Raw genomic sequence first — 17,804 nt, 5'->3', positions numbered from 1 at the left:
ATGTCCGGCCGGAAGGCAAGTCAATGTATTTGCTTGGAAACGAGATTGTTGACTTCACTACGCCCATTACGGAAGCGTGCGTGATCTGTCCTGGCTTTGTACGCACACCGCTGGTGGACAAGCAGATTCCCGAACAAGCCGCCGAACTGGGTATTTCAGAAGAGGAGGTCATCAAGAGGGTGATGCTGGGCGGCACGGTGGACGGCGAATTCACAACTGTCGAGGATGTGGCGGAGATCGCGCATCTCTTCGCCGCATTTCCGACCAACGCTCTGACCGGGCAATCGCTGATCGTAAGCCACGGATGGGTCATGGGATGGCCTTCAGAGTATCAGCATGACGGTCTTGGGCGCGCCCCGCCCGACAAGGGCGGAGAGCTGGAAAATGCGGAGGTCGAGCGTGTCGCCGGGCTCAAGCGGCGCGCCCCAATCGGCGGTCTGGTCTGCGGCGGTGTAGACCGCGCTGGTGGTGGCGGGCCGATGCGCCAGTTCCATGGCAGTCCGAGATCAGCCTCAGCGATCGGCAGCGAGGCCAGCGCAGTGTCCAGCATAACCACCCGCGCGCCCGCGGGCGCCGGGTTGCCCATGGCGCCCTCGGTCCCGCGCTGGCCGCGCAGGAGCCGGGTCAGGCGATACCGACCCGGCGCCAGCAGCTCCGCTGCGCCCGCCTGCACGATCTCCCAGACGCCAGGCGCGCTCTCGATGGCCAGCGCGTTCGCCCCGCCGAACAGCGTCAGGTCGGTGACGCTTTCCAGCGTGCCGGTCAGCAAATCGACGACCAGAGCATTGCCGAGGTCAAAGCGCGAGGTGGGCCCCGCGAAGAAGTCCGAGACCAGTGTCCCGATCCGGGCGCGACTGCCGAACGTCGTCAGCAGATCGAAGCCATCGGTCGAGGGGCTGCGGAACACCGCCATCTCGCCGGGCCAGGGAACCGCGTGCGCGGCGACCAGCGGCCGATGTGCAGGCTGGTCCTCTGTCAGCTGCGGCAGGTCCATCAGCACCGCGTCCGGCGCGCCGAACACCACGGCGCGCGTCAGCGATGCCGCGCGGGGATCGCCGGGCGGCAGATCGTAGGTCGCGCGGTCCTGGCGGACCGCCTCGATACCGCGCGCCTCGGCGTCGGCGATGGAGACGAGCCGCAGATCGACCAGCCGCCCGTCATGCTCGAGCCGGATCGCGTCGGCCGGATCGAGCGCGAGCCGCGAGGGCGGCAATCGGAATGCCGCCGTCTCGCGCCCCACCCACGCCTCCATCAGCGCGCGGCGGCAGCGGCGCTCGGCCTCCTCGGGCGGCACCGCCATCGGGAAGGACTCGGAGGCGATCCGGGTCGTGTCCACGGTGATGCGCCGCGCCTCGACGAGGGCCGCGTCGTAATCCTCGTCGGCGCGCGCGACCTGCCACTTGAGCGCCTGCGGCAGCTCGGTCTCCTGGCCGCGCGTCAGTTCCAGCACGTCGCCCTCGCGCGGGGCCACAAGATCGTCGGGCGCGAGGGTGACGACCGAGGCCCGGCCACGCATGACGAAGCGGATCACGCCCTCGGTCTCCACGGCGTCGAAGCCGAAGTGGCGCGACAGCGTGGTGATCGACGCGCGCGGGCTTTCGAGCGCGGTGATGGCGTAGCCCTCGACCGCGCCCCAGAGGCCGGAGACATCGATCCGGGACTCGGGCAGCCCCGCCCGCAGGCAGAGGTGCCGCACGAGGGCCGCCAGCGACACCGCGCCGAGCCGACCGGTCAGCCAGTGGCCGAGCCGCCAGTTCGCGCCGTCGGTCCAGACGTCGGTCAGCGCCGGAAAAAACGGATAGGGCCGTGCGTCCCAGGTCCAGGCGGCGCATTCCGGCACATGCACCATGCGGCCGCCGTAAACCGAGGAGACCGGGTTGTTGGCGGCCTCACCCCACCAGAGATACGTCGCCTCGAGATAGGCGCGCTGGATCGCGTCGTCGCGCCAGCCCCGCGAGAAATGCGGCGTGAAGCTCTCCGACGACTTCGGGTCGAAGAAGACGTTGGGCTGGTTGGTGCCTCGGTCGATGGCGGGACAGCCCAGCTCGGTGAACCAGATCGGCTTGGACTCCGGCGTCCATGCCGTCGGCGCGCCGCTCTCGACGCCACCGGGGCGGTCGTAATGCGCGTTCGACCACCAGGCGCGCAGATCCTTGTAGCGGAAGACCCACGGCTTGGCCGCCGCGCCATCGGTGATCGGCGTCCGGATCTGCGCGGTGCGGTCCGCCGCGCTGGCATAGAACCAGTCGAAGCCTTCCCCGCCCGCGATGTTCGCCTGCAGATAAGCCCGGTCGTAGATCGCAGGCCAGCCCTCGGCAGCGTCGGCATGTTCGAAGCCGTCGCGCCAGTCCGACAGCGGCATGTAGTTGTCGATGCCGACGAAATCGATCTCCGGATCGGCCCAGAGCGGATCGAGGTGGAAGAACACGTCGCCGCTGCCATCGCCCGGCTGGTGTCCGAAATACTCCGACCAGTCCGCCGCGTATCCGATCTTGGTCCCGGACCCGAGGATCGACCGCACATCCACAAGCAGGTCCCGATAGGCCTGCACGGCAGGATAGGTGGACGCGCCCGAGCGGATCGTGGTCAGTCCCGGCATCTCGGTGCCGATCAGGAAGGCGTCCAACTGCTCGCCTCACACTTTTTCACAACGGTAACACGCGGTTGACTCAGCACAAAGCACGAACAGCGGCTGGGGTGAGATTGGTCCCAGCTGCAGCCGAACCAGCGCGCAACGGGCGGCGTTCGATCTCTGTTCCATCCGCCATCCAGATGGATTTTCTAAATCGCGTGCATCACGGACTTCGAAAGATCACTTGAAAGCAATAACTTAAAGCTGTTCACCGAAAGCGCGGCGGTTAACAGGTCCGGAGAATACCGGCCCGGAGAGAACGCGTGTGCGCCCTTCGGGGCGTGGGCCAGTTAACAGCCCCTCCCGCATAACCCCCGAATACAACGGAAAAATCCGGCCACAGCCGGATCGGGAGAACGCTTTCGCGAGGGCAAGTGGCGGAGGGAAAGGGACTGCGGTCCAACCTTCTCTTGTGGGTGCCGCTCTCATTTGCAAGGAATTTCCGAGCCTTAGACATGTGATCGAGTGCGGACTCTTGTCAGGCCTGTTCGTGCGGCCCGATAGATGCCGCTGGCCGAGATGGTGATGCGCGGACCGGGGCCAGATCTCTGAGAGCGAGCTCGAGGCTCGGAGAAGGTTTCTGGTTCGCCCAACCCGGATCATGTCGATCATTTGCCCATGCAGTTCATGTCTTCCTCACAACTTGGTGGTCCGGTTCGAACCGTGCCGCCGGATCAGGCAGCTCTTGCGATCTCCGGGCCGCGATAGTCTTCGCCCCGCGTCAGCATCGCCCAGATGCCACGCGCCATCTTGTTGGCCAGCGCCGAGGCGGCCAACATCGGCGGCTTGCGTTCCAGCAGGCGCGCCAACCAGGGATTTCTCGGTGCGCCATGGCGCAGCGCCCAGCGGATCACGGCCATCGCGCCGGTGATCAGCAGGCGGCGGATATCACGCTGGCCCATCTTCGAGGTTCTCCCGAGCTTCTGCTTGCCGCCGGTCGAGGCCTGTCGCGGCACAAGCCCCAACCACGCTGCGAAGTCGCGACCGCGTTTGAACTGCTCCATGGGAGGTGCAAAGGTCTCGACGGCCAATGCGCTGATCGGGCCCACACCCGGCATGGTCTGAAGGCGGCGGGATGTCTCGCCTTCCCTTGCGATCGCGTCGATTCTCTTTTTCATGGCATTGATCCGGCCAGTCAGATGCATGATCTGGTCCAGCAACTCACGACAGATTTCCCGGGCGAGCGGTGGCAAATCCGAGTTCGGATCCTCGAGGACGGCACCGAGACGCGGGAGATAGCCGATCCCCTCGGGCCGATGAAGCCGAACTCGTACAGGTGCGACCGCAGCGCGTTGACCGCTTCTGTGCGCTGCTTCACGAACTGCTCGCGGGTGCGGAACAGGATGGACCGCGCCTGCTGGTCCCCGGTCTTCGGCTCGACATAGCGCATGGTCGGGCGCAGCGCCGCTTCCACAATCGCCTCCGCGTCTGCAGCGTCGTTTTTCTGCCGTTTGATGAACGGCTTGACATAGCGCGGAGCGATCAGTCTGACCTCGTGGCCAGCCCCCTCCAACGCGCGGGTCCAGTGATGCGCGCCGCCACAGGCCTCCATCACGACGAGGCACTGCGGATGCTCCGCCATGAATCGCTGGAACTGCGGCCGCGACAGCTTCCTGCGGAAAAGGACCGACCCGTCCGAGGCCGCGCCATGCAGCTGGAACACGTTCTTTGCCAGATCGACCCCGATGATGCCAACTTCCTTCATGGATGCCCTCTCGTTTCCCTTGTGACTTCAGCATCACAAGCTTGGCGCATCGCGACGCCGTTGGGGAGAGAGCGGCATCCACCCCATCTCCGGAAACGAGACTAGTGAATTTCATGGACCCGCGTGTAGGCAAATAGAGAGCCGTTCTTCAGGATCACGGCCTGTTCTTCTCTCACGCGCCTACAGGTGAGCGCTAGTCTTGCCGCCGTACCTTTGCCAAGGCATCCACGGCACGCCGCTGGGCCGCGCGGGTCGCTTCGGCTCTCGATTGCTTCCCGAGCAGCATGTCGTGGAACTCCTCGCCCGCGATCGCTATGACTTCGGCAATCCCGGGCAGCGGGGCGCGCGGCCACATCTTCAGGTAGCCTCGGGCCTCCATCTCGTCGACCGTCGCAATCATCGGCGACAGGGCCGCGACCTCGGGGTCAAGGCTGACCGAGCGCCGCGGGCTCGCGAGGCTTCCGTTGGTCATGTAGATCTTGGCCGCCGACGCAGTCGTCATCGCCTGCAACGCCTGCCAGACCGCATCGACCCTCCTGGCGGCGATGTTCGACGGGATGGCCAGCGAGTAGCCACCCATGGGGACGATCGGGCGACTGCCGGCGGACGTCGGGTGCGCCGCGTAGCCGGTCTTGCGGTACGCAGGCGATGACCGGTCGAGCTCGTAGACCGGAGCCAGCAGGGAGTGGGAGTAAGCCATCGCAGTCCGCCCCTCGGCATACGCCTTCGCGCGGTCATACCAAGTCATCCGTAGGACGTCGGGCGGCGCGACCTCACGCAGGCTGAGCAGGAACTCCGCCGTCCGTGCTGCGGCCTCGCTGTCGAACATCGGACGGAGCAATGCGCCCTCGACAGCGGCATAGTCGAAGCCCTCCTCCGTTCGTGGGAGATCCAGCACTGACTGGCCGAAGGCGGCCATGAGCATCAGCACGGTGTGGCCGAGAGCCGTCCCGCGGCCGCCGTTCCAGGCGATACCGGCGCGTCCCGCCGCCGGCTGGTGGAGCGCCCGAGCCACCTCCAGGAGCTCGTCTGTCGTTCGCGGGGGAGCGAGACCGGCTTCTTCGAGCAGATCGGTGCGGTAGACCAGCAGTTCTCCCGATACCATGATGGGGACTCCGTACTGCCGCCCCTTCCAGCGTGAGCTGGCGAGCGCGTCGGAATAGATGTCGGACTGGTCAAAGTCCGAGTCCTCCAACAGCCGGTCGAGCGGCAGGAGCCGCCCCTCCTCCGCCATCTCTCCGATCCAGGGCAGATCGACAGCGACGATGTCGTACATGGAGACCGCGCGCTCGCTGTTGCGGATCAGTTCCTCGCGCAGGCGGTCGATCGAATGGGCGCGACTTTCGATGCTGGTCCCGAGGATCATCTCGAATTGCCGCTTGAGATTCAGCATCGCCATGAAGGTCGGATCGGAGTGCACGAGGACGCGCAACCCCTTTCCAAGCTGCAGCTTCGAGGTGAGCACCGCCGGCGGCGGCAGCAACGCATCGCCCGACCGGCTGCGTTGCGCCCGTGCCGGTGGCTCGTCTCGCAGCGCGCTCTTCATCAGCTTCTCGCCGCGAAAAGCAAACTCGCGCCAGCGCTGGAGCAGACTGCTCGACGGATGAAGCGAATGGGATCGACCTGACGCCGTCCGCTCCCGCCGGACGATCATGCCACGCCGTGTCATCGCGTCGATGGCGCGAAGGGCGGTGCCGTAGGACATGCCGGACGCCGCCGCGAGGGACGAGGTGGTCACGAGGTTGCCATCAAAGTGCGAGGTGACCAGGTGAAGGACCATCCGCATCTCGCGCTGTCCGGCGCCGAGCTTGAGAATGCTCTCGGCTTCGGAATGGAAGCGGCCGACAAATTCGGCGAAGCGCACCTGTTCGTCTCGGACACGTTGTGGTTCCAGCGTGCCGTCGATCTCGTAGGGTCCTTCGGGCGGAAGAGTTCCGGCAGCGGGCGCGATCCTGACCTTCTTCACATTAGCCTCCGTCCAGATCGGACAAGCTGATCGGGTTCAGCCTGTCCGGCCCGACCATGCTATCGGTCCATTCTGGACGCAGGCAACGCACTTGTATGGCGGCCACGTGTCCATTCTGGACGAATCGAGGGGTATGCTCGTCGCGGCGGATCGATATTGTCACGGCATCGCATCGACGCAGACGTCACAAGCGGCCTTCCAAGGGCGCGTTCGAGGCGGCTCTCCTCCCCGGGGAGCACGCCCAGCCGTTTGCCGCCTGAGAGGAGCAGGAATGAAACTGTCATTCAACACCTGGGTCTATTCGAGCTTTCCGGTCTGGGTCCCGGCCTACCCGCTCGACGAGGTCATCCGCCGGCTCGCCCGCATCGGCTACGACGGGATCGAGATCGGCGCTGCCGCGCCGCATGCCTTTCCCGACTACCTCACCCGCGATCGGATCGCCGAGATCCGCGGATTGCTCGACGACAACGGGATTGCCTGCTCGTCGATGCTGCCTGCCCCTGGCGGTGGCCCCGGGTTCAACGTCGCCTCGCCCGACCCAGCCGAGCGCGCGGCCGCGATCGACCAATACAAGAAGGTCGCCGATCTCTGTCACGCCTGGGGCGCGCCCACGCTGATGTATGTCGCCGGCTGGCAGATCTTCGGCACCGACCGCAGGCAGGCCTGGGACTGGAGCGCCACCGCCCTGAAACAGATCGCCGATCACGCCGGCAGCGACCTGACGGTCGCCGTTGAGCCGACCTCGGCCGACAGCAACCTGATCGACAGCTGCGACGACGTCATCCAGATCATCGAGCAGGTCGAACGCCCGAACGTCGCGGCGATGTTCGACACCTATCACACGCTCTACCGCAACGAAGTGCCCACGGACTATGTCCACCGCCTCGGGTCGCGGCTGAAGCACGTCCACCTCGCCGACGTGAACCGCGACCCGCCGGGGAGCGGCGTCGTGGACTACCCGTCGCTGATCGAGGCGCTGAAGGCAAACGGTTACGAGGGCTATCTCACGATGGAGATCGGCTTCAACCGCCGCAATGTCGAGCCTGACGATCTGGCCCGGCGCGCGCTCACCTACCTCAAGACCATCATTTGAGATCACATCCGTTCCCTGCGCGCCGGGGGAGGCGGCAGTGGACGAAACCAAGAAGGGAGACGGACAGATGAAGCGAATTGCACTCTTGGCTACGATCGGCCTCTCGGCCGGCCAGGTCGCGGCCCAGACGGTCGTCACGCAATGGGACCAGTTCTCGCAGGCCGGCATCACCGCGGCCGGACCCGCGATGGACGAACTGATCAAGACCTGCGCGCCCGCGCTCGGCGGCGCAGAGGTCCTGCGGACCGTCGCGCCGTCGATCGGCATCCGCGACAGCTACCGGCTTGCCGTGGCCGCGGGAAAGACGCCTGACCTTGCATATACCTGGCCTGCCGCTTCGGTGCTCGCAGGCTACGCGCGGATCGGTGCGCTGGCGCCGCTCGACGACTACTATGCCAAGTACGGCTGGAAGCACGTCAACGATTTCTATCGGGGCCGCAACTCTTACGAGGGGCACATCTACGGTTTGCCGATGGAGCAAGACCTGATGGGGGTCTACTACAACAAGGCGCTGTTCGAAGAGCAAGGCATAAAGGTGCCCACGACCTACGACGAATTCGTCGCAGCGGCGAACGCGTTCAAGGAGGCCGGCATCGTGCCGATCGCCTTCGGGAACCGCGACCGCTGGCCGGCCACCAACACCTTCTCGCTGATCCTTGGTCTCACCGCCGGCAAGCAGACCGAAGAGCAGGTCTTCTTCGGCGACACGCCCTGGACGAACGAGCAATTCCTCAAGTCCGCGACGGTGTTCCAGGACTGGGCCAACAACGGATGGTTCCCGCGCGGCTTCAACGGCGTCGGCTATGACGAGGCGAACGCGCTCTTCCTGTCGGGCCGCGCCGCGATGACGATAACGGGCACCTGGGTGATCCAGGACATGATCCGCGGTTCGGGCAAGATCGACCTGGGCGTCTTCATGCTGCCGCCGATCGCCGAGGACATCAAGCCCGGGACGATGTGGGGCGAAGGGTCGCAATGGCAGCTCTCGGCCACGGCCGACCAGGCCACAAAGGATGCGGCGGCGGCTTATCTCGACTGCCTCGTCAGCGACGACAGCCGGAAGATCTGGGTGCAGAAGGGCTATACCGTGCCGATCGGCACCACGCCCGAGGAACTCAGCGAATGGGGCGCCGACCCCGTGGTCCATTCGTTCTTCGAGCAGGGACTCGCGACGCCGGACACCAACTTCTACGACCTCCACACGACGCTGCCCGAAAGTGTCACTCAGGTCCTCTACCCGGAACTGCAGCGCCTTGCCGGCGGCGACACCACGCCCGAGGAGTTCCTGCAAGCGATGCAGACCGCCTGGGAGACCGCGATCGCCAACGGCGAGCGCTGGGTCCCCTGAACCTTCACCGGCGGGCCGGCACGACCGGCCCGCCAACTCTCGCCCGCCCGCGATCTTTCGCCCGTACGAGGAAACCCATGCACTCGCCCCGCACCGCCTACTGGTTCCTGGCCCCCGCACTCATCCTCTACCTCGCCTTCGTGGCCGTGCCGATCGCGCAGGTGGTGGGCTACAGCTTCTTTTCGTGGGACGGCGGTCGGCTCGACCAATTCGTGGGGCTGGCGAACTTCGCGCGCCTGGGATCCGACACCGTCTTCTGGGCCGCCTTGTGGCACAACGCGATCTGGGTCGTCCTGACGCTCGCATTTCCGCTCTTGGCCGGCCTGCTGCTCTCGGCGATCCTTGCCGAGCGGCGACCGAACACGGTGCGGGCGCTGGCGGCGATCTACTTCATCCCGCGCACCATACCGCTCGTCGTCGCGGGGATCATCTGGGGCTGGATCTACAACCCGATCTTCGGTCTGCTGAACTACGGTCTCGAGGCCATGGGCCTCGGCCAGTTCGGCCACGCCTGGCTCGCCGAGGAGTCCACCGCACTCCTGTCGCTCAACGTGGTCGGCGCCTGGACATTCTTCGGCTTCTGCGTCGTGATCTACCTCGCGGCGATCCAGTCGATCGACCCGTCGCTCTACGAGGCGGCGGATATCGACGGCGCGGGCTGGGGCGCCAAGTTCCGCGACATCACCGTTCCGCTGCTGCGAAACTCGACCCTATTTCTCGGGCTTTATGCCGCGATCGAGGCGATGCGCTTCTTCGACCTGATCTGGGTCACCACGCAGGGCGGTCCGGGCTACGCCACCGAGGTGTTGACCACGCATGTCTACAAGACCTTCTTCCTCGTCGGCGACTTCGGCTACGCCGCTGTGCTGTCGGTCGTCCTTCTCATCATCGTGCTCAGCCTCGCGTCCCTGAGCTTCTGGCTGCTGAGGTCGAAATGAAAACCACGACCCGCCCGATCCAGACCCTGGTCCTCGCCGTCTTCGCGATCTACGCGCTGGCCCCGGTCTACCTCGTCGTTCTGGCCTCGATGCGCAGCGAGGCGGACCTGTTCTCCGGTCCGCTGTCGCTGCCCTGGCCGTTCAACCTCGAAAACTTCCGCCGGGTCTGGTCCGAAAGCGGCTTTTCCACCTATTTCTGGAACTCGATGGTGATCTCGCTCAGCGTCACCATCATCGTCCTGCTGACGGCACCCCTGGCCGGGTTCGCCTTCGCGAAGGTGCGGTTTCGCGGGCGCGAGGCGCTTTTCGCCCTGTTCCTCGCTGGACTCGTGGTGCCCGCGCCCTCCGTCATCGTAGCACTCTATGGCAACCTCCAGGCGCTCGGGATGATCGACAGCCGGCTCGGCGTGATCCTGCCGCAGGCTGCCCTGCTGACGCCGTTCTCCGTCTTCATGATGCGCACCGTGATGCAGGACGTCCCGGACGAACTGATCGAGGCCTCCACGATGGACGGCGCGAGCCTGATCCGGACCTTCGTCGGCGTCGTGCTTCCCGTCGTCCGACCCGGCCTGATGTCGCTGATGCTGATCGTGTTCCTGTTCTCGTGGCAGGAGTACCTGCTGCCCCTCGTCGTGCTTCAGACCGAGACGCTGAAGCCGATCACCGTCGGCGCGGCGAGCCTGCAGGGGCGCTACGGCGTCGACTATGGCGGGATCGCCGCGGCGGGTCTTATCGCCTTCGCACCGCTGGTGCTCCTGTTCCTTCTCCTCCAGCGCTCCTTCGTGCGCGGCCTGTCGGCCGGCGCCGTGAAATAACCCGAACCCGGAGACCCCCAAATGGCCAAGATGACCGCGGTATTCCTTCCCGGAAACAAGCAAGTCGAAGTTCGCACCGTGATGGTGCCCGATCCCGGTCCCGACGAGGTGCTGGTCGAGATCCACGCCTCGTGCATCTGCCGCTCGGACCTGTCGCTCTACTACGGCAATGCGGTGATCTCGGGCGGCGACAGCAACCAGTTCATCTGCGGTCACGAACCCGCGGGAACCGTGGTCAAGGTCGGCGAGGCGGTGACCGAGTATGCCGAGGGCGACAACGTGGCCGTCTACCTTGGGGTCGGTTGCGGTGCCTGCCAGCACTGCCGCACCGGACACTTCTATCTGTGCCGCAAGTGGAAGTGCCTCGGCTTCACGATGGACGGCGGCAACGCCGAATTCCTGAAGGTGCCGGCCAGGAACCTCCTCAAGACGCCGAAGGGCATGTCCCACCTTGCGGCGGCCATTTCGACCGACGCCTTCGGCACCCTGTTCTCGGCATGCCGCAAGGTCGGCGTCACCGGCCTGTCCACCATCGGCATCTGGGGACTCGGACCGATGGGCGCAGCCGGCACCATGGCGGCCAAGGCGATGGGCGGTCGCGTCGTGGCGCTCGACCCGATCGAGGAACGGCGCAAGTTCGCGCAGGACCTCGGGGCCGACCTCGTCCTCGATCCCCGCGACAAGGAGACGGCCGAGAAGATCCGCGAATTCGCGGGCGGAGAGGGGCTGACGGGCGCCATAGACTGTTCCGGCCAGCCCGCCGCGCATGACATGGCGCTCGATTGTGCCGCGCCGATGGCCCGGGTCGCCCTCGTCGGCGAAAACGCCGAGACCCGCATCCGCACCTCGGACCACATGATCCGCAAGCAGCTCACCGTGTTCGGGTCCTGGTACTTCGCGATCGACGAGTACGACGATATCCTCACGCTAATCCGGACCCACAACGTCGATCTCGAACGGCTTGCCACCCACACCTTCGACCTGGCGGAGGCCGAGACGGCATTCCGCATGTTCGACAACCGGGAGACGGAAAAAGCCGTCTTCCTGCGCTGAGGCCGTGCCGATGTCCGACATTCGCATCGCAGGTCTCTGCAAGAGCTACGGCGACACCGCCGTCCTGAAGAACGTCGACCTGGAGATCCGGTCGGGCGAGTTCGTCGTCTTCGTCGGCCCGTCCGGCTGCGGCAAGTCCACGCTGCTCCGCGCGATCTCGGGGCTCGAAAGCATCACGTCGGGCAGCCTCGAGATCGACGGGCAACGGATGAACGAGGTGGCGTCGTCGAAGCGCGGCATCGCCATGGTCTTCCAGACCTATGCGCTCTACCCGCACATGACGGTCGCCCAGAACATGGGGTACTCTCTGAAGATCGCCCGTCGCCCGAAGGCCGAGCGCAAGAGGCTGGTCGAGGCGGCGGCGAAGATGCTGCATCTGGAGGCCTACCTCGACCGCAGGCCCCGGGAGCTTTCCGGCGGCCAGCGCCAGCGGGTGGCGATCGGCCGGGCGATCGTGCGCGATCCGAAGGTGTTCCTGTTCGACGAGCCGCTCTCCAACCTCGACGCCGCGCTGCGGCTGCGGATGCGGCTGGAGATCTCGCGGCTGAAGGAGGACCTGCCGGGGACGACGATGATTTACGTCACGCATGACCAGGTCGAGGCGATGACCATGGCGGACCGGATCGTGGTGCTGAAGGACGGCGAAGTGCAGCAGGTCGGCGCCCCGATGGAGCTGTACCATTCGCCCGCGACCCTGTTCGTCGCGCAGTTCATCGGCTCCCCGACGATGAACGTCCTCCAAGGCGACCACGCCGCCCGCTACGGCGCCGAGACGATCGGCGTGCGGCCCGAACATCTGAGACTCAGTTCCTCGGGTGGCGAGTGGAAAGGACGCGTCGTCCATTCCGAGCGACTCGGCGCGGATAGCTTCCTCTACGTCGACATCGGCAAGGAAGAGCCCCTGACCGTGCGCCTTGACGGGGAGACCGACCTGCCCGCTCAGGCCGACGTCTCAGTCTCCCCGGTCGCCGGGCGGATCCATCGCTTCGACGTAGCCGGCCGCGCAATGGCCGTACGGGCTTCACCCGGTCATGACAGCGCCCGCGGATCAGAACCATGATCCCGGACGCTACCATCGCAGGCACCGTCGTCGCCAAGCCGGAGGCGCGGACGGAGTTGCAGCCCATCCTGTCGGACCTCGGGGTCCGACCCGGGCGGAATAGGGATGCCTGAACGATGACTCCCTGGCCGATGCCGGCGATCCCGACGTGTTCGTCTCTTGCGAGAACTGAGGTTGCCAGGCGGACCTCATGCACCTGCATCTGCAAACGCTGTTCGGACCGGTAGGGCGTTCTGCTGGCCCGGCCGGTGGAGACCCGCCATCTAACCATGCTGAGCGAGCCGCCCGGCTCTGCCGGCCGAACAAGAGACCTGGAAAGAGAGGAGACGGCATGAAGACCATGAAGGGGTCGGCGCTGCTTCTGGCCCAATTTGCCGGCGACGAGGCGCCGTTCAATTCGCTCGACAGCATCACCAGATGGGCCGCCGGTTGCGGCTAACGGAGAAGGCCTTCGACGAATTCGCGGGCAGCGGCGCAGACGACGCGGCCAACCGGCGCATGCTTGGGCTCTGAGCCGACCTCACGGCAGGGCTGGCGATGGTGCGGCGACGAAGCTGGTGGCTTTGAGGACCGTCCCGCCCGAGGCGTGACCCGGAAGAAAATTCCTAGAGTAGGAGGGCAGGACCGATGGAAAGGCAGGGAACCGACCGGATTCGATTGGGCATGGTCGGCGGCGGCCGCGACGCCTTCATCGGCGCGGTGCACCGCATCGCGGCGCGGCTCGATGACCGCTACGCGCTGGTTGCTGGCTGCTTCAGTTCGTCCGCCGAGAAATCCCGCTCTTCGGGTGCGGACCTAGGGCTGGACCCAGACCGGGTCTACGTGAGCTTCGCGGAAATGGCCGAATGCGAGGCCGCCCGCTCCGACGGCATCGAGGCAGTGTCGATCGTCACGCCGAACCACCTGCACGCGGCAGCCGCGAGGGAATTTCTGACCCGCGGCATCCACGTAATTTGCGACAAGCCGATGACGGCGACGCTGGAGGAAGCGCGCGCGCTGGCGAAAGTGGCCACGGAATCGGATGCTCTGTTCATTCTGACCCACACCTATACCGGCTATCCCATGATCCGTCAGGCAGGCGAGATGGTCGCAGCCGGCGAACTCGGGGCCCTTCGGCTGGTACAGGTGGAGTACGCGCAGGACTGGCTGACGGAACCGGTCGAGCAGTCCGGAGCCAAGCAGGCGGCCTGGCGGGTCGATCCGGCACAATCCGGCGCCGGAGGGTGCATCGGGGATATCGGCACGCATGCATTTAACCTTGCCTGTACAGTGACTAGGGCGATCCCGTCCGCGCTCTCGGCGGACCTGCACACCTTCGTCCCGGGGCGCCGGCTAGACGACAACGCACATGTGATGATGCGGTACGACAGTGGGATGCGCGGGATGCTTTGGGCCAGCCAGGTCGCGGCGGGCTGCGAGAACGGTCTGCGGCTGCGAGTGTTCGGTACAGCGGGCGGGCTCGACTGGTCGCAGGAAGATCCTAATGTCCTCTGGCACAGGCCCTACGGCGCCGCGGGGCGTCGGCTCACCCGGGCCGGCGCAGGGTCGAGCGCGGCCGCAGGGCGGCTCTGCCGCGTCCCGGCCGGTCATCCGGAAGGCTACCTTGAGGCATTCGCCAACCTATACAGCGAGGCCGCCGCCGCCATCGAGGCACACCACAAGGGGCAAACGGTGCCGGCGGAGGTCCAATACGCCGGCACGGCCGAGGGGTTGGCCGGACTCGTCTTCGTGGACGCTTGCGTTCGGTCGTCGCGCCAGAACGGGGACTGGGTCGCGCTTGAGATTTGAATCCCGGTTCATGGCTTCGTGACCAGCAACCGCCTTTCGGCCAAAACCTCGCGCGCTGGTGGCGTTTCTTCGGCGAAGGCAGTCTCCCGGACCGGGAACCGCTCGCCCCACTGGCGGGCGGGGCCTAGGTCAACATGGATGAATCCCGAGCGCGGATAGAAGCCGAAGCCACGGAACCCGACCTCGCGCGCCGCTGCTTCGAACGCCACCGGATCGTGGTTCGCCATGGCGATGTCGAAGGCGGCGCCGTCGAGGTGCTTCGAGCGCGTCGCACCGCCGACGGCGCGGTTGTGCTCGGGGCTACGATAGGCGGAGCGGACGATCAGCGGCTTGCCCAGCCGGTCACGCAGCGCCTGCAGCTTGTCGAGCGCGGGTTCGTTGATCAGCAGCTTGCCGGTGCCCCGGCAGGCGATCTCGGCCGGGCTGAAATTCGGCCAGCGCCAGGCGCTCTCAGGCACGTCGCGCCAATGGCGGTGGAAGGTCGTGGTCATGGGGTCCTCCGAAACGAAAAAAACCGCCTCGGGGGCGGGTGATGGTGGGCTGATGATTTGGGATATTGAGCGACTACGGGCCGCCGCCGAAGATCTTGAGCTTGATGGCGATGCCGGCGAGCAGCGCCAGCATGACGCCGGTGGTGATCATGCGCACGGCGGTCTGCATCGCCGTGCGGCGCACCAGCCGGATGCAGTCGACGAGCGAGCGCAGATCGCGGATGTCGAGCGCGGCCTCGTCGCCGTCGAGGCCGACATCGGCCAGCGCGCGCTTCGCACCTTCCTCGGCCGCCCGCGTCAGGATTGCCTCGAACTCGGCGTCGGGCATGCGCACGAAGCCCTCGGATCGGGGGGGTGTCATCGGGATCCTCCTTCCGCCGCTCAGCCGATCTTGCAGCCCCAGAAGGACGTGTGATCGGCGGCGAAGTAGCCGTCCGCGACCCGGAAATACCCCTGCAGCTCGACGGTATCGCCCGCCGTCAGCGGCACCATGGTCTGCAGCCAGATCGCGGTGGCGAGCGAGACGTGGGTGGCGGAGATTTCGCCGAGGGAGCCGCGGATTTCGGTGGAGCCGTTCAGGACCAGCCGCCCGCGCATGCGGGCCGTGGCGCTGGCGTTGATCTTGTAGAGCAGCGTCGCGCCGAAGAGGTAGGTGCCGTCGACCGGCGCCACGAAGTGGTTATTCGCGGCGTCGAACGCCCCCTGATCGTTGTAGTCGGTGTTGTTGAGGCCGATCTTCGTCCAGGTCCCCACGCCGACATAGTTATCGTAGTTGGTGTATGCTTTGAACCGTGGCAGCCGCGGCTGATCGACGATACCGGTGGCGTTGTCCACACTCAGCCCGTCGAAGAAGGTGCTGCCGTCGGCGGAGACCGCGAGCCGGAACCTGTCTGAGCCGAACAGCCCGACCAGCGCCTTGGTCACGAAGTTGGTCTGGAGGGTCAGACCGAGATCGTCGCCGGCCGCCTCCTTGTTCATGGTGTAGAACAGGTCGCCGGTGCCGCCCTCGGCCACGGTCTTCGCCGTCCAGAGCGCAGCGTTCAGCTTGGCCGAGAATGGGTTCGAGGCATCCGCTGTCGTGCCCAGCCCGAGCAGCGACATGTTCTGCAGCGCCGCGGGCGTCGTGCCGATCCAGCCCGCGCCGTCGTAGACCAGCAGGAGCCCTTCGTCCTCGACCCACGCGCGCCAGCCCGTCCGCGGCGGCAGACGCAGCCAGGCGCCGTCGGTCCAGAGCGCGACGTTCAGGTCCCAGCCCGCCCAGTCGCCCGTCGCGCCCGAGCCGACGATGTAGCGGTCGCCATCGGCGGGAGAACCGGGCGGCGCCGTCAGATTCCGGTCGAGCACGGAAAGCTGGACGAGCCCGTCGAGGATCCGCAGCGCCTCATTGTGGGTGACATGCTTCTGGGCCTGCGCCGCGAGGATGTAGGGCAGCAGGAGATGGGTCGTGGCGTCGGACATGGGATGGCCTCAGAAGGTGAGCGTGACGATCTTGGGCGCGCCCCGCCCGACAAGGGCGGAGAGCTGGAAAATGCGGAGGTCGAGCGTGTCGCCGGGCTCAAGCGGCGCGCCCCAATCGGCGGTCTGGTCTGCGGCGGTGTAGACCGCGCTGGTGGTGGCGGTGCTCAGCACCCGCTTCACTGTGGCGCCGTCGAGAATCTCGACCTCGTAGGCTTCGAGCTCCTCGGCCAGCGGCACTTCGAGCCCGCCCCAGCTGTCGGCCGCGAGTGCCCGGGACCGGCGTGTCCAGCGGATGGTGAGATCGCCGGGCGAGCGCGGCGCGCGCCACGGTTGCTCGACATGCGCGAGGGAGAACGGCCGCAGCCCCACGCCCGCGGGCGTGAAGGTCTGCGCCACATAGGTCTCGTCGCTGACCGGACGGCTGGCCGGACCGATGCGCCAGTTCCACGGGATGCCCAGATCCGCCTCGGCGATCGGCAGCGTTGCGAGGCTGTCGTCGAGCACCACCACCCGCGCCCCCGCCGGCGCGGGGTTGCTCATTGCCCCCTCGGTCCCGCGCTGGCCCCGCAGGAGCCGGGTGAGCCGATACCGGCCGGGCGCCAGCAGCTCGGCCGCACCTGCCTGCACGATCTCCCAGACGCCGGGCGCGCTCTCGATCGCGAGCGCGTTCGCCCCGCCGAACAGGGTCAGGTCGGTGACGCTCTCCAGCGTGCCGGTGAGCAGATCGACGACCAGAGCATTGCCGAGGTCGAAGCGCGACGTCGGGCCCGGGTAGAAGTCGGAGACCAGCACCCCGATCTGGGCGCGACTGCCGAACGTGGTTAGCAACTCGAACCTGTCCGTCGAAGGGCTGCGGAACACCGCCATCTCACCCGGCCAGGGAACGGCGTGCGCGGCGACCAGTGGCCGGTGTGCCAGCTGGTCCTCGGTCAGCTGCGGCAGGTCCATCAGCACCGCATCCGGCGCGCCGAACACCACGGCCCGCGTCAGTGACGCGGCGCGGGGATCGCCAGGCGGCAGATCGTAGGTCGCGCGATCCTGGCGGACCGCCTCAATGCCGCGCGCCTCGGCGTCGGCGATGGAGACGAGCCGCAGATCGACCAGCCGCCCGTCATGGGCGAGGCGGATCGCGTCGGCCGGATCGAGCGCGAGCCGCGAGGGCGGCAGTCGGAATGCCGCCGTCTCGCGCCCGACCCATGCGTCCATCAACGCGCGGCGGCAGCGGCGCTCGGCCTCCTCGGGCGGCACGGCCATTGGAAAGGACTCGGACGCGATCCGCGTCGTGTCCACGGTGATGCGCCGGGCCTCGACGAGGGCCGCGTCATAATCCTCGTCGGCGCGGGCGACCTGCCATTTCAGCGCCTGCGGCAGCTCCGTCTCCGATAACGTAAAGAATCTTTCGCACTTTCAGATTTGACGGCTCCTTCTACAGTGAAGGAGCGACGGGATGGACGACG

General features: G+C 66.6%; 11 protein-coding genes and 5 pseudogenes. 8 read left to right on the top strand and 8 right to left on the bottom strand.

Annotation, left to right across the window (positions count from 1 at the left end; all coding sequences use genetic code 11):
- The 4 genes and pseudogenes from GE300_RS23945 to GE300_RS23800 form a co-directional block, all read right to left on the bottom strand.
- Positions 1 to 313: hypothetical protein (locus tag GE300_RS23945; RefSeq protein WP_233417273.1), on the bottom strand; the 313-nt coding region annotated here is incomplete at its 3' end.
- A gap of 10 nt (positions 314 to 323) precedes the next feature.
- Positions 324 to 2,626: pseudogene (locus GE300_RS21165) on the bottom strand (baseplate multidomain protein megatron); the annotation flags it as partial.
- Positions 2,627 to 3,306: 680 nt separating this feature from the next.
- Positions 3,307 to 4,337: pseudogene (locus GE300_RS21160) on the bottom strand (IS110 family RNA-guided transposase).
- 193 nt (positions 4,338 to 4,530) lie between these two features.
- Complete coding sequence (locus tag GE300_RS23800; protein WP_154449514.1) at positions 4,531 to 6,303, bottom strand: ABC transporter substrate-binding protein; 1,773 nt, start codon at positions 6,301 to 6,303, stop codon at positions 4,531 to 4,533.
- A gap of 271 nt (positions 6,304 to 6,574) precedes the next feature.
- Between GE300_RS23800 and GE300_RS21150 the strand changes: the two genes are divergently transcribed.
- From GE300_RS21150 to GE300_RS21115, 8 genes and pseudogenes are all read left to right on the top strand, one after another.
- A complete protein-coding gene (locus GE300_RS21150) occupies positions 6,575 to 7,396 on the top strand; it encodes a sugar phosphate isomerase/epimerase family protein (RefSeq protein ID WP_154449512.1) in 822 nt (273 codons plus the stop codon).
- 37 nt (positions 7,397 to 7,433) lie between these two features.
- Entirely contained in the window at positions 7,434 to 8,744 is a 1,311-nt protein-coding gene (locus GE300_RS21145) for an ABC transporter substrate-binding protein (RefSeq protein ID WP_325063347.1), read from the top strand.
- A gap of 77 nt (positions 8,745 to 8,821) precedes the next feature.
- Entirely contained in the window at positions 8,822 to 9,682 is an 861-nt protein-coding gene (locus GE300_RS21140; RefSeq protein WP_233417272.1) for a carbohydrate ABC transporter permease, read from the top strand.
- Positions 9,679 to 10,497: a carbohydrate ABC transporter permease gene (locus tag GE300_RS21135; RefSeq protein WP_154449506.1), complete on the top strand. Its 819-nt coding sequence runs from the start codon at positions 9,679 to 9,681 to the stop codon at positions 10,495 to 10,497. The genes GE300_RS21140 and GE300_RS21135 overlap by 4 nt, the downstream gene beginning before the upstream one ends.
- A gap of 21 nt (positions 10,498 to 10,518) precedes the next feature.
- Positions 10,519 to 11,550 carry a zinc-binding dehydrogenase gene (locus GE300_RS21130; protein ID WP_154449504.1) on the top strand — a complete coding sequence of 344 codons (1,032 nt, stop codon included), beginning with the start codon at positions 10,519 to 10,521 and terminating at the stop codon, positions 11,548 to 11,550.
- Positions 11,551 to 11,560: 10 nt separating this feature from the next.
- Positions 11,561 to 12,610, top strand: coding sequence for an ABC transporter ATP-binding protein (locus GE300_RS21125; protein WP_154449503.1), 1,050 nt, complete (start codon positions 11,561 to 11,563; stop codon positions 12,608 to 12,610).
- Positions 12,611 to 12,941: 331 nt separating this feature from the next.
- Positions 12,942 to 13,046: pseudogene (locus GE300_RS21120) on the top strand (sugar phosphate isomerase/epimerase); the annotation flags it as partial.
- 191 nt (positions 13,047 to 13,237) lie between these two features.
- Complete coding sequence (locus GE300_RS21115; protein WP_154449501.1) at positions 13,238 to 14,398, top strand: Gfo/Idh/MocA family protein; 1,161 nt, start codon at positions 13,238 to 13,240, stop codon at positions 14,396 to 14,398.
- A 23-nt stretch (positions 14,399 to 14,421) separates the two neighbouring features.
- Here the strand turns inward: GE300_RS21115 and GE300_RS21110 are convergent.
- The 4 genes and pseudogenes from GE300_RS21110 to GE300_RS21095 form a co-directional block, all read right to left on the bottom strand.
- Positions 14,422 to 14,889, bottom strand: a pseudogene (locus GE300_RS21110) (YcbK family protein); the annotation flags it as partial.
- Positions 14,890 to 14,962: 73 nt separating this feature from the next.
- Complete coding sequence (locus GE300_RS21105) at positions 14,963 to 15,250, bottom strand: DUF6127 family protein (RefSeq protein WP_023851444.1); 288 nt, start codon at positions 15,248 to 15,250, stop codon at positions 14,963 to 14,965.
- A gap of 20 nt (positions 15,251 to 15,270) precedes the next feature.
- Complete coding sequence (locus GE300_RS21100) at positions 15,271 to 16,347, bottom strand: DUF2793 domain-containing protein (RefSeq protein WP_154449499.1); 1,077 nt, start codon at positions 16,345 to 16,347, stop codon at positions 15,271 to 15,273.
- Positions 16,348 to 16,356: 9 nt separating this feature from the next.
- Positions 16,357 to 17,727, bottom strand: a pseudogene (locus GE300_RS21095) (phage tail protein); the annotation flags it as partial.
- Positions 17,728 to 17,804: the final 77 nt, after the last annotated feature.

Source organism: Halovulum marinum (genome assembly GCF_009697225.1).
In the GTDB taxonomy this organism is placed as follows: Bacteria; Pseudomonadota; Alphaproteobacteria; order Rhodobacterales; family Rhodobacteraceae; genus Halovulum; species Halovulum marinum.
Note: the sequence above shows the minus strand (reverse complement) of the source record. Positions and strands in the feature narration are given on the sequence as shown.